The organism is Roseofilum sp. KMC-1 (assembly GCF_057802075.1).
Map to the genome: position 1 here is coordinate 3,868,243 of NZ_CM173605.1, position 11,710 is coordinate 3,879,952.

General features: G+C 46.8%; 13 protein-coding genes. 6 read left to right on the top strand and 7 right to left on the bottom strand.

Going from position 1 to position 11,710, the window contains the following annotated elements; translation table 11 throughout:
* Window positions 1-40 precede the first annotated feature (40 nt).
* Window positions 41-1,036: a ketol-acid reductoisomerase gene (gene ilvC, locus AC3FZD_RS17720; protein WP_488737296.1), complete on the bottom strand. Its 996-nt coding sequence runs from the start codon at window positions 1,034-1,036 to the stop codon at window positions 41-43.
* 262 nt (window positions 1,037-1,298) lie between these two features.
* On the opposite strand from ilvC, the gene AC3FZD_RS17725 reads away from it, so the two are divergent.
* Complete coding sequence (locus AC3FZD_RS17725; protein WP_488737297.1) at window positions 1,299-2,693, top strand: TldD/PmbA family protein; 1,395 nt, start codon at window positions 1,299-1,301, stop codon at window positions 2,691-2,693.
* 264 nt (window positions 2,694-2,957) lie between these two features.
* On the opposite strand, the gene AC3FZD_RS17730 is transcribed toward AC3FZD_RS17725, so the two are convergent.
* From AC3FZD_RS17730 to ilvN, 3 genes are all read right to left on the bottom strand, one after another.
* On the bottom strand, window positions 2,958-3,308 hold the full coding sequence (locus tag AC3FZD_RS17730) for a carbon dioxide-concentrating mechanism protein CcmK (protein ID WP_488740376.1): 351 nt from the start codon (window positions 3,306-3,308) through the stop codon (window positions 2,958-2,960).
* A 124-nt stretch (window positions 3,309-3,432) separates the two neighbouring features.
* Window positions 3,433-3,738, bottom strand: a complete 306-nt coding sequence (locus tag AC3FZD_RS17735) for a BMC domain-containing protein (RefSeq protein ID WP_283756213.1) — start codon at window positions 3,736-3,738, stop codon at window positions 3,433-3,435.
* Window positions 3,739-3,810: 72 nt separating this feature from the next.
* Complete coding sequence (gene ilvN / locus AC3FZD_RS17740) at window positions 3,811-4,332, bottom strand: acetolactate synthase small subunit (protein WP_488737298.1); 522 nt, start codon at window positions 4,330-4,332, stop codon at window positions 3,811-3,813.
* A 94-nt stretch (window positions 4,333-4,426) separates the two neighbouring features.
* On the opposite strand from ilvN, the gene AC3FZD_RS17745 reads away from it, so the two are divergent.
* The 4 genes from AC3FZD_RS17745 to AC3FZD_RS17760 are packed head-to-tail and all read left to right on the top strand — an operon-like array spanning window position 4,427 to window position 8,900.
* Complete coding sequence (locus AC3FZD_RS17745; protein ID WP_488737299.1) at window positions 4,427-4,720, top strand: hypothetical protein; 294 nt, start codon at window positions 4,427-4,429, stop codon at window positions 4,718-4,720.
* 42 nt (window positions 4,721-4,762) lie between these two features.
* On the top strand, window positions 4,763-5,323 hold the full coding sequence (gene infC, locus AC3FZD_RS17750) for a translation initiation factor IF-3 (RefSeq protein WP_488740377.1): 561 nt from the start codon (window positions 4,763-4,765) through the stop codon (window positions 5,321-5,323).
* A 49-nt stretch (window positions 5,324-5,372) separates the two neighbouring features.
* The gene (locus AC3FZD_RS17755; RefSeq protein ID WP_488737300.1) at window positions 5,373-8,414 is read left to right on the top strand and encodes a HEAT repeat domain-containing protein; all 3,042 of its coding nucleotides are present in this window, start codon (window positions 5,373-5,375) and stop codon (window positions 8,412-8,414) included.
* Between the two features lie 18 nt (window positions 8,415-8,432).
* A complete protein-coding gene (locus AC3FZD_RS17760; protein ID WP_283756217.1) occupies window positions 8,433-8,900 on the top strand; it encodes a Crp/Fnr family transcriptional regulator in 468 nt (155 codons plus the stop codon).
* A gap of 11 nt (window positions 8,901-8,911) precedes the next feature.
* Here AC3FZD_RS17760 and AC3FZD_RS17765 read toward each other — a convergent pair whose 3' ends face one another.
* The 3 genes from AC3FZD_RS17765 to AC3FZD_RS17775 all read right to left on the bottom strand — a co-directional run bounded on the left by AC3FZD_RS17765 (window position 8,912) and on the right by AC3FZD_RS17775 (window position 10,370).
* Window positions 8,912-9,508: a hypothetical protein gene (locus AC3FZD_RS17765; RefSeq protein ID WP_488737301.1), complete on the bottom strand. Its 597-nt coding sequence runs from the start codon at window positions 9,506-9,508 to the stop codon at window positions 8,912-8,914.
* Window positions 9,495-10,130: a hypothetical protein gene (locus AC3FZD_RS17770; RefSeq protein WP_488737302.1), complete on the bottom strand. Its 636-nt coding sequence runs from the start codon at window positions 10,128-10,130 to the stop codon at window positions 9,495-9,497. The genes AC3FZD_RS17765 and AC3FZD_RS17770 overlap by 14 nt, the downstream gene beginning before the upstream one ends.
* Window positions 10,131-10,229: 99 nt before the next feature.
* A complete protein-coding gene (locus AC3FZD_RS17775; RefSeq protein ID WP_488737303.1) occupies window positions 10,230-10,370 on the bottom strand; it encodes a hypothetical protein in 141 nt (46 codons plus the stop codon).
* Between the two features lie 145 nt (window positions 10,371-10,515).
* On the opposite strand from AC3FZD_RS17775, the gene AC3FZD_RS17780 reads away from it, so the two are divergent.
* Window positions 10,516-11,478, top strand: coding sequence for an SGNH/GDSL hydrolase family protein (locus tag AC3FZD_RS17780; RefSeq protein ID WP_488737304.1), 963 nt, complete (start codon window positions 10,516-10,518; stop codon window positions 11,476-11,478).
* Window positions 11,479-11,710 lie beyond the last annotated feature (232 nt).

Here is an 11,710-nt window from a genome sequence, read left to right on the forward strand (position 1 = left end):
AACCCACCCCTACAACCCAATCGCTTCGGGAAGTCAAAAACTAGGCTTTCTTCAGCCAGCTAAACATAGCTCGCAAATCTTTGCCCACCTCTTCAATCGGATGTTCAGCTTCTTGGCGACGCATAGCTGTAAATCCAGCTTTACCCGATTGATTTTCTAACACAAATTCACGGGCAAATTGGCCGCTTTGAATTTCTTTGAGGATTTTCTTCATTTCAGCGCGGGTTTCGTCAGTGACAATGCGAGGGCCGCGAGTATAATCCCCATATTCAGCCGTATTGGAGATACTATCACGCATTTTGGCTAGTCCACCTTCTACCACTAAATCTACAATTAACTTGACTTCGTGGAGACATTCAAAATAGGCTAATTCCGGTTGATATCCTGCGGCTACCAGGGTTTCAAAGCCACTCTTAATCAGGGCACTTAAGCCACCGCAGAGAACAACTTGCTCGCCAAAAAGGTCAGTTTCAGTTTCTTCACGGAAGGTGGTTTCCAGGATACCCGCACGAGTACCACCGACTCCTTTAGCATAGGCCATGGCGCGATCGCGGGCTTGTCCCGTTGCATCTTGATACACCGCAAACAAACAGGGAACCCCTTCCCCTTGTTCATAGGTTCGCCTTACCAAATGTCCCGGCCCTTTTGGCGCTACCATAATCACATCCACATTCTCTGGGGGAACCACTTGACCAAAGTGGATATTAAAACCATGGGCAAAAGCTAAGGTATTACCTTCACTCAGATTAGGCGCAATTTCATTAAGATAAATAGTCTTTTGCGCCTCATCCGGCAGTAAAATCATAATCAGGTTTGCTAGTTGGGCCGCATCCGCAACAGGTTTAACCACTAACCCGGCAGCTTCTGCTTTAGCTCTTGACTTACTCCCCTCATACAACCCCACAATCACATTTACTCCACTATCCTTTAAGTTCAGAGCATGGGCATGTCCTTGGGAACCATAGCCAATAATGGCAACGGTTTTACCGTTGAGTAAATCTAAGTTAGCGTCCGCGTCATAGTACATCCGGGCCATAATCAGGATTCTCCTTGCTGATTCGTCTTTATTTTATGCCAGCCTTTAATTTTATCGCCTTGTGGGGAAAATGGAAAGGTGGAGGGATGGATCGCCATGAGCTTCTGGCTGATCAATTGAGAACAACCAGAGGAATCCATGGTATACAGTTACTAGGGGTCTCGTTCTTGGAGCATTGAGATCGAGAGAGCGAAGCCAACAGGTAAGAGTTCTTTACAGAAGTAATCGTCAAGCCTCAATAGTCTTAATCAGGTTAAGTGTTATGAATACAGATCTGCAAAACCTGCTCTCGGATTTAATCAAGCGCTATCGCTCTCAAGTCGATTTTCTAGCGATTCGTCTGGAAGAAGCAGAAGCGACCGATATCTTGCTGCGGGGGGATAAGGTGGAAACTCTCAGTGAAGGTATTGCCCTAGGGGGACAAGTACGAGCTTGTTACAAAGGGGGTTGGGGAATGAGCAGCTTTAACCAACTGGGGGGGTTATCGGAACGGATAGAAGAGGCGATCGCCTCAGCGCGGTTAGTGGGACAAGAAGAAACCATCTTAGCCCCCATTCCCATCATTCAAGATAGCCGGGTTTTGCCCCTAGGGGGAACCCATCCCAGGGAAATTCCCCTCATCCAGAAGAAAGAATTATGCGATCGCTACGCAGACATTCTCCACAGCACCCATTCCCAAATTGCTACTACCTCCGTGCGCTATGGGGACTCCTGTCAACGGATGATCCTGATCACCTCAGAAGGAACCCTCATTGAGCAATCTTGGGTAGACTTAGAGATGCGATTTGCCGCCACTGCTCGCCAAGGTTCCACCGTACAAACCGGACGAGAAACCACCGGATCGCGCAATGGATATGAAGATTTAACCCAACTTGATGACCAAGTGCGATCGGCTGCCCAGCGTGCCGTTAACGCCCTATCCCATCCCCCCATTAAAGGCAACACCTACACCGTCGTTATCGATCCCATTTTAACCGGATTATTTGTCCATGAAGCCTTCGGCCACCTTTCCGAAGCCGATATGGCCTATGAAAACCCCGATATCCTGGAAGTGATGACCCTAGGGCGCAAATTTGGCCCAGAAACCCTGCAAATTCTCGATGGAGCAGCGCCCCAAGGTCACCGAGGCAGTTATTTTTATGATGATGAAGGCACTCCAGCAACCACCACCCAACTGATTAAAGATGGGGTCTTAGTGGGCCGTCTCCATTCGCGGGAAACCGCAGGCAAACTGGGAGAAGAACCCACCGGAAATGCCCGTTGCCTGAATTATCATTATCCCCCCTTGGTACGGATGACCAATACCTGGATTGAGCGCGGCAAAACCCCGGTCAGGGATCTCTTTAGCGGGATCAAAGAAGGGGTTTATGCTAAAAACTGGCGCGGAGGCATGACCAATGGGGAAATGTTTACCTTTAGTGCCGGAGAAGCTTGGATGATTCGCCATGGAGAACTGGCTGAACCGGTGCGAGATGTGACCCTTTCCGGCAATGTGTTCAGTACCTTAGCGGATATTGAGGCGATCGGTGATGATTTTTACTGGGATGAGTCCGGTGGTTGTGGCAAAGGGGGACAGAATGGGTTAGCCGTCGGTTGTGGCGGCCCCTCCTTACGCATCAGTAATGTGGTGGTTGGTGGAGAAGCAGAGATTGAGTAATGTAAGGGGATTTCAGGAGTGGGAGCGTCTGGCTCCCTAGTCATATAGTCAATTCAAATAACCGTGAGACCTTTCTGTAGGGGCGGGTTTGAAACCCGCCCCTACAGATACGGGTGTTCTAGACCGGTTGTGCCTATACCTAACCGTGTCTTAACCTTGGTTAAGGGGCGATGGGGAAATCACTCCCCCATTCCCCCATTCCCCCACAGAGGGCGCAAAGCCCTGTATGGTGTTTAACTAGACTTGATATTACCCCTTACTCACCTAAATTAATGAGGGTCGTGGAGTTCCCCCTTCAACCGCTAAACGATAGGGTTCTACATTATCGTTGTAATCAATGGGGAGGACAGCAACAACGTTCTCATGGGGACGAGGAATAATCACCCAGGATTCTAGGGTCGCTCCATAAGCCTTCTCTACGGCATGTATTCCTGCGTCCATTGCCGTTTTGACCTCAGAAACATCTCCCCGGATATTGACCGTAAAGCGGGCGCTTCCAACGCGAATATAGCCGACTAAGGTAATCCGTCCTGCTTTTACCATTGCGTCAGCAGCAGCTAAAATCCCTGGAAAACCCTTGGTCTCAATCGATCCAACAGCTTGCTGTCCCATAATTGTTGCTCCTAATGTTAATCAATAACCATCTCTATGCAAGACTTTATTGTAGGGGTTTAGGGGGTCAGTTGAATGAAGAAAATGGGGAATGGGGAATAGGGAATGGGTTCTTGCCGCTCACCATCTAGCGAAAAGGTTCACTCACTTCCGTGTAGTCAATGGGAAGCACTGCTTGCACATTTTCGGGGGGATTGGGGACAATGTAGTGCATCATCACTTGACCCCCAAAGACTTTTTCCGCTTCCCGAATGCCTGCCTCAACTGCGGGTACAACTTCTGAAGTTCCTCCCCGAATAGCAACGACAAAGTTACCACTTTCAGCGCGATCGAAGTAAACGAGGGTGACTCGTGCTGCTTTCACCATAGCATCAGCAGCAGCGAGAATGGAAGGAAATCCTAGGGTTTGGATAACACCAACAGCTTCAGGCACAATGATTCTCCTTTGGGGGGTTTAGGTGATTTTCCTATTGTAGGGGAGAAATGCGATCGCGCTGCTTCAGCTTTAAGCTAATTTCGCCTCTAAAGATTTGAGCAACTCCGTATTCACCCCAGATTCACGGGTGAGGGCGATTTTACCGGTGCGAGCAATTTCCCGAATGCCAAATTTTTGCAGCACTTGGACAATGGCCACCATTTTACCAGGGTCTCCCACGACTTCCAGGGTGAGGGAATCTTCAGCCACATCCACCACGCGGGAGCGGAAAATGTTCGCTAACTCAATAATTTCTGAGCGACTTTGAGCCGGAGCATTGACTTTCAGTAACATTAATTCTCGTTCTACACAAGGACTGTCTGTTAAGTCTTGCACCTTCAGGACATTAATTTGCTTGTAGAGCTGTTTGGTGATTTGTTCAATAATCTTGTCATCTCCAGGTACAACCATAGTAATCCGGGAGACTCCGAGTTGTTCGGCCGGGCCGACGGCTAGACTTTCAATGTTAAAGCCGCGACGAGCAAATAAACCAGAAATGCGACTTAAGACTCCAGCTTCGTCTTCTACCAGTACAGAAAGGGTGTGTTTCATAGTTGCCTCATCCGCCTACGAGTGATACTATCAGGTTCTGAGTTTAGGTTTAAATCTTACACTATACATCATAGACTCAACTATAATATGAGCTTTGGCTAGGCGATCGCCTCCCTATAATCCTTTCTTAAGATTAATCTGGGGGCAACTCTCCCTGTTCCTGCTCTCAGAGACTCCAAAACTCCCCAAATCCTCCCCTAGAGGCAAAAACAAGTTAAAAAATGTAGAGCAACTCAAAACCTGTCAGTTACAATGGCAGAAACCCACTCAACTTTGCCCCCATACCCGACCCAAAGGGATTCTCTGGGTAGAGAGCAAAGATCTCATTGTTCAAACCAAGCTATTGGAGACTCAAACGGTCTACATTCCTAAAATCAGACCCAATTGAGTTCTTCTGAAATCATCAGATTCCAGATCTGACTGTTGTTCTATCCCCTATTTATCATTCAAAACGCCTGTGGTTGACAAAAAATCAAATCGCGATCTTCCCCAAATTAACGAACGGATTAAATATCCCAAAGTCCGAGTCATCGATGGTGATGGCACTCAACTGGGCATCATGTCCCCTGGAGAAGCTCTCCAACTCGCTCAAGAAAAAGAACAAGACTTAGTTCTGGTCAGCGATAAAGCCGATCCCCCTGTCTGTCGAATTCAAGATTACGGAAAATATAAATTTGAGCAAGAAAAGAAAGCCCGCGAAGCCAAGAAAAAGCAGCACACAGCCGATGTTAAAGAAGTGAAAATGCGTTATAAAATTGAGGAACATGATTATAATGTTCGCCTCAATCATGCCAAGAAATTCCTCAAGAAAGGTGATAAAGTTAAAGCAACGATTAGCTTTCGAGGAAGAGAGATTCAGCACAGCAATTTAGCAGAAGATTTGCTCAAGCGCTTGGCGAAGGATCTAGAAGAGGAAGCTGAAGTGCAGCAAGAACCGAAACGGGAAGGGCGCAATATGATGATGCTCCTTTCCCCGAAAAAAGAGTCATAAGTCATACTCTCCCTAGAGAAGAGACAGAAATCTTGAACCTAGGGAGAGTATGACCCATGTAAATTACCAAGATATGGAACTCAACTATCAGGGACGCAGCTTAAACAAGTGGGGACAAAGATTTTTCCAATGGTTTAACCTTCGGCCAGACGAAAGTGAACGCACCGTTTTAATGCTGGCGTTTTATACGGCAAGTTGTGTGGGCCTCAGTTGGACAGAAGCGAGTACCGCCGATTTGTTCTTGCAACGGTTTGGGGCAGAATCTTTACCCTGGATTTATATTGCCAGTGCGGTGATGGGTTCAGGATTAGGGTTTTTGTACGACTGGTTACAAACCATCATTCCTTTGCGTAAGGTGATTGTGCTGACGGCCATCCTCATGGCTATTCCCTTATTTTTACTCCGCTTAGGGTTAGATCTAATCATTATCGCACCCATCTTAATTTTTTTGCTGCGTCTGTGGTGTGAAGCAATCTTTATCCTCAATGAACTGAATACCAGTATTTGTGCCAATCAACTGTTTAATATTCGGGAAATTAAACGAACCTATCCCTTAATTTCTAGTGGGATTTTGATGGCGGATGTGGTGAGTGGATTTTCCCTACCGGTCATCTTGACCTTCCTGCGGGTGGAAAATATCCTGATCTGTGCCAGTGTATTGATGTTTGTGGGGGGGGCGATCGCCTTTTACCTCACCCAAAATTATCAACAATTTTTCCCAGACACCACTAACCGGGTATCCCAAGAAGAAGCCTCAGACTTTACCCAGAGGCGCTTGGGTCGCCCGGTGTGGCGCTATGTGATTCCCTTAATTCTCTTCTTTTTTGTCGCCCAAGGCTCTTTGCAATTTGTCGAGTTCCAGTTCTTTGACCAACTGGAAAAAAACCTGAATTCGGGGGAAGTGGCTAGTTTCCTGGGATTCTTTAATGGGGTTTTGGGCTTGTTTGAACTGGTTCTACAATGGTTTGTCTCTTCCCGCTTAATTGAGCGCTTAGGGGTATTTGTGGCGGCTTCCCTGCTACCGGGACTGATGGGAATTATTAGTTTGATTTCCTTGGGCCATGTGGCGGATCTATTTTGGTGTTTGATTACCCTGAAGTTTTTTGATGATTTGTTGCGCTATACGGTGGTGTTAGGGTTGGGACCGGCTCTGTTTCAACCGCTTCCAGAAAGCATCCGTAATGGCATTCAGGCTTGGCGGGCGATCGCCGAACCGATCTCAACTGGGGTAACGGGTTTGTTGCTGTTGGGAACAATTTGGTTTTGTAGCCAAATCGTTCCTCAACTGCAACCTAGACAGTCAGATATCTTTCTATTCCAAACCATCGTCATTTCCCTGTGCTGGTTATTGGCGATTTTCTTCCTGCGCTCTGGCTATGTGCAACTGTTGGTATCGAGTGCCAAAAGCGGCCGCTTAGGGGTCTCGGATGTGGATTTGCGATCGCTACAACGGAATGTGGCCGAAACCCTAAAACAGCCGGGAGCGGAGGAAGATAAACGCTCTTGTATTGAACTGCTCAACCGCTTTGACCCCCAAAATATCAATGAGGTACTGGTTCCCCTCTTGCCTTCCCTGTCTCCCGCTCTGCAACGGCAAAGCTTAGAAGTGCTGCTAGAACATCCCCAAACCAAGGATGTAGAAGCCATTCGCGCCCTCACCCAAACGGCGTTACTGCCGGATGTGTTAGCTCTAGCCCTGCGCTACATTTGGCTCACAGAAGCTGAACCGGATATTCGTCAGTTACGCAGCTATCTGCAACCGGCCGTCGATCCGGTGGTGCGGTCAACGGCCGCAGCCTTAATGTTACGACGGGGTAATGCCAAAGCAAAAGCAGAAGCCACCAATACCCTACGGCGCATGGTCACGAGCGAGCAGGAACGGGAACGGGTGATGGGATGTCGCGCTCTGGGGGAAGCGGTGTATATGCAAGCGCTGCGCCTCTATGTGCCTAATTTACTTCAGGATGATTCCCTGCGGGTGCGCTGTGCCCTGCTAGAGGCGATCGCCGCTACCCGTTTAGAAGAATATTATCCCTCCCTACTGCGGGGTCTGTATTACCAATCTACCCGCGAAGCGGCTTGTAAAGCGCTGGTACGTTTAGGCCATGAGTCGATTCCTCTGTTGTTAGATTTAGCCCGCGATATCTATAAACCCGATCTGGTTCGCATGTATGCTTGGATGACCATTGGGGATATTAGAACCCCAGAAGCCTTGCATGTATTAACCCAAAACTTGGTAACCTCTTGGGGAAGTACCCGCCGCAATATCCTCAAAATCTTGATTAAATTACCCGACGATCTGGGGATTGAAAAAGTACAGGCAGTCATGGGGCGATCGGGGATTGAATTATTGATTGACCAAGAACTGATGTTCATCGGCCAACTCTATGCAGGACGTTTAGATCTGGCCGAGGATCGGGTTTCGGGTCGGGAAGCTCAGTTATTGTTGCGATCGCTCATCGATCTAGAAACGGACTCCATTGAGCGCTGTTTCTTATTAATGAAGTGCTTGTATCCCATCCAGAGCGTACAAGCGGCTTACTTTAATCTCCAGTCTAATTCTATGAGCAGTCAGGCTAAGGGATTGGAAATTTTAGATAATATTGTCGATATTCCCCATAAAAAAGCCCTGTTAACGGTTCTCGATCAGTATGCGATCGCCGAAAAACTGACCTATCTAGAAGATTTAGTCCTATACCAACCCCTGAGTTCGAGCGATCGCCTGCGCCATCTTCTCGACTTACGGCATTTTCTCTCAGATTGGCCTTTAGCCTGCTGTTTCCATGTGGCTCAAGCCTTCCGTTGGAGTACCACCCCCGAACATATTCTTGCTGGACTGCGCCATCCTAGGGGATTTGTCCGGGAAGCCGTCTTGAATTATCTTAAAGTAGCAAGCCCTTCAACCTTGAGTCAATTGTTGCCTATGCTCAAAAATGATCCCGATCGCCTAGTCGCTGCCCAAGTTCAAGCTTTAATTGAAGAGTTTGGACTCTCCCATACCGAGGTGTCCTCAACCTCAATCTTCGGTGAGGTTTCTTCGGAGTTTCCTATTTCCCCATTCCCCTATCCTCCCATTCCCCCATCCCCCTAACCCCGATCCGGAGAAGTTATGTTAAGTAGCGTTGACCGCTTGCTATTTGTACGAGGTGTGCCCATCTTTAAAGAGTTACGAGATGATTTTTTGGTGCGCCTCGCTTCGATTATGGATGAGCTGTCTTTTCCGGCTGGACAAACGATTTTTACCCAAGGACAAGAGGGACGCTCTCTGTATATTGTGGTGTCTGGACGGGTACGGGTGCATATTGGCGATCGGGATTTGGCTTACTTAGATAAGGGAACGACATTTGGGGAAATGTCCCTGTTTGATGCCGAACCGCGATCGGCTTCGGTGACGGCGATCGAAACTTGCGACTGTTTAGTTTTAACTCAGCAACAACTCTATGATGCCATTGATGAAACCCCAGGCATTGCCGTTAATATTATTCGCTTGCTCTCCCGACGCATTCGGGAGTTAAACCAGAAAATTAACGCCCAAGAAAGTAAAATTCAAGAATTACAACTCTCGAATAAACATTAGGCGCTCCTTTCCTAGCTGACGGCATAGATTAGAATTCCCAGGATTTTAGCGATTTGGTTAATATAATATTCGACTGAATCAATATAAACCATTTTCTCTTCCAGTTTCAGGAATTTCCAGATATTGCCAGATGTGACCACTCCATAAATCACGGGAATTTGATTTCCTTCTTGTGCATTAAACACTTGAGCCGCTAACATTTCCGCTAAACATTGACCCAAACCAGATTTTATGTCTTCTTTTTTGGCTTCCACTAGAGTAACAACTGGCGAGGTAATAAACAAATTTTCTGGAGAGAGACTGATTAAGAAGTCACAGACTCCATTCAACCCTTGGGCACTATCTACATTAAAGTCTGAACCCGAAAAGAGACTGATTTGATAGTCTTTTCTGCGTCTTAATTCCAGTAAAATCGGGGTGATAATCATCTCCGATCGCGCTTTTTCCGTATTGATTCCCAGCGCTAAGGGGATATTTTCTTGCAGAAAAGTGGTCAGCATTTGACTCGGTTCCAATTCTGGTATTTCTGCAAAGAGATTGAGATTTTCATGAAGTTTCAAGTCAAATTGTTTAATGAGTTGGCTGATTTTGAAGTCACTGTAACCCATTTTTCCTTTCCTCCTGGGATAGCAAGGAAGTAATCATACTAACTAAAATACCAAGAATTTTTTCCCGTTGGTTAATGTAGTATTCAACACTATCAACATAAGCGATATTCCCTTCGAGTTTAATGAATCGCCAAGCCGTTCCTGATGTGACCGCGCCGTAAATGGTTTCAATATTTTTTTGTTCTTGTTGATTAAATTTCTGAGCAGCAACCAGAGTGGCGATACATTGCCCTAATCCACCAATGATATCTTCTTTTTTGGCTTCAACAATAATGAAAACTGGAGCGTCAATGATTAATTGAGATTCAGAAAGACTGAGGAGAAAATCACAAGCTCCATTCAAGCCTTGTTCTGGTTCTACATTAAATTCTCGTCCAGAAAATAGGCTAATTCGATCGGCAACTAATCGCCGCACTTCTAATAAGATGGGAGCAATAATCATTTCTGAGCGCGATTTTTCGGTGTTAATTTCACTGGCTAAGGGAAGATTGTAGTTGAGCGTGGTTGTCAGATACTCACTGGGTGTAATGTCGGAAGTGTCGGTAAATAGATTTTGCTTGTCTTTTAGGGTTAAGTGGAATTGTTTGATAACAGAATTGAGGCTAAAGTTGCTGTACGACATAAAGAGAATTTCAAAAACTATAAACTAAACCCGCCTCTATGCTCTTATCAAGAACGATCGCGGCGGGTTCCGGGATACTGATTCTATGGTTGTGTTAAATTAGCCCAAGGCGTAGGCTGATTGTAAACCCCACCAGATGAGAACGGCAATACCCCCTAAAACGATGATAGACGAGATGGCGATCGCCGCCGGGCTATCTGCTCCTTTGAATTTCATGATGCCGCGATTTAAGTCAGACATGGCGATTAGCCTCCATGAGAACAAATATAAATCTTGATAAGTGAGACCTAGCCCTAGGGTAACGGTTCCTGGCTTGAGCTTCCATCACCCAATTGGGCGATCGAGTAGGATAGGAAGGGTCAAATCAGGCAGATACTCCGAATCTATGGGTCAGATTAAAATTCTATTACTGATTGGGGCGATCGCCCTAAGTCTTTTTACTTTCTTTGAACTTGCTCTGCGTGGGTTCTTCGGTTTGGGGAAACCCTTAATTTACAAAGCCGATCCAGAGATTGGTTATTTACTCGCTCCCTCCCAAACCACCCGCCGGTTTGGTAATCGGATTACCATTAACCGATATTCCATGCGGAATGCTGAGATTAGCGACAAACCAGAACCGGGAACCCAACGAATATTACTCCTTGGAGATTCTATCGCCAATGGGGGATGGTGGACGGATCAGGAGCAGATTCTCTCAACCCTGATCGGCAATCAACGCCAGGAAGAGAGCGGGAAACCCGTAGAAGTGCTAAATATTTCGGCAAATTCCTGGTGTCCGCGTAATGAAATTGCCTACTTACGCAAATATGGCACATTTGGGGCAGAGCTGATTATTCTGTTGATTAATACGGACGATCTGTTTGGTACTGCACCGACTTCAATTCCCGTAGGGCGCGATCGTTTTTATCCCAGTCAATATCCTCCCCTCGCTATCGTGGAAGCCTTTACTCGCTTTGTGTTGCCCTATGAAGCGCCCCCAGAAATGGCCGCAGTTCGAGGAGAAAAAGGCGATCGGGTAGGCTTTAATTTACAAGCCATTCAGGACATTCAGAGCTACAGTCAAGACCATCAAGCCCAAGTCCTCCTAGCCATGACTCCCCTCAAGCGCGAAGTCGGAGAACCGGGCCCCAAAGACTATGAACTCCAAGCCAGAGCGCGACTGTTAGCGCTCACAGAAGAGTCACAAATCCCCTATATTGACTTTTTACCCATTTTTAATGCCCATGAGAATCCAGAGAGCCTTTATCGAGATCATATCCACCTCAGTCCCCTCGGTAGCCAACTTGTCGTCCATACCCTCTGTACCCAGAGTGAACACAAAAAGTCCCCTTTTTTAAGGGAGATTTAAGGGGATTAAAACCTATGGTGATGGCCCATAAAGTGGGGGTAAAAAAAATCGTCCCTAGCCAAATCCTTGGATGAAGAATAGGGTCTCACCAAACTGAAACCAACTTAAACGGATCGAGAACGGGGCGTAGCGCTATAGTAGCGTGAGACACTGTAACTGAAATCGGGTTAGATTTAAGATCTTTTTTATCATTGAAGCATCTATCCTGGACGAAAAACCCTTAGATGAGCGG

Excerpts from the sequence above, each read along its gene's own strand:
- AC3FZD_RS17770 (WP_488737302.1), bottom strand. The coding sequence starts at position 10,130 with ATGTCGTACAGCAACTTTAGCCTCAATTCTGTTATCAAACAATTCCAC.
- AC3FZD_RS17755 (WP_488737300.1), top strand. The coding sequence starts at position 5,373 with ATGACCCATGTAAATTACCAAGATATGGAACTCAACTATCAGGGACGC.
- ilvC (WP_488737296.1), bottom strand. The coding sequence starts at position 1,036 with ATGGCCCGGATGTACTATGACGCGGACGCTAACTTAGATTTACTCAAC.
- AC3FZD_RS17765 (WP_488737301.1), bottom strand. The coding sequence starts at position 9,508 with ATGGGTTACAGTGACTTCAAAATCAGCCAACTCATTAAACAATTTGAC.
- AC3FZD_RS17780 (WP_488737304.1), top strand. The coding sequence starts at position 10,516 with ATGGGTCAGATTAAAATTCTATTACTGATTGGGGCGATCGCCCTAAGT.
- AC3FZD_RS17725 (WP_488737297.1), top strand. The coding sequence starts at position 1,299 with ATGAATACAGATCTGCAAAACCTGCTCTCGGATTTAATCAAGCGCTAT.
- ilvN (WP_488737298.1), bottom strand. The coding sequence starts at position 4,332 with ATGAAACACACCCTTTCTGTACTGGTAGAAGACGAAGCTGGAGTCTTA.
- AC3FZD_RS17775 (WP_488737303.1), bottom strand. The coding sequence starts at position 10,370 with ATGTCTGACTTAAATCGCGGCATCATGAAATTCAAAGGAGCAGATAGC.
- AC3FZD_RS17760 (WP_283756217.1), top strand. The coding sequence starts at position 8,433 with ATGTTAAGTAGCGTTGACCGCTTGCTATTTGTACGAGGTGTGCCCATC.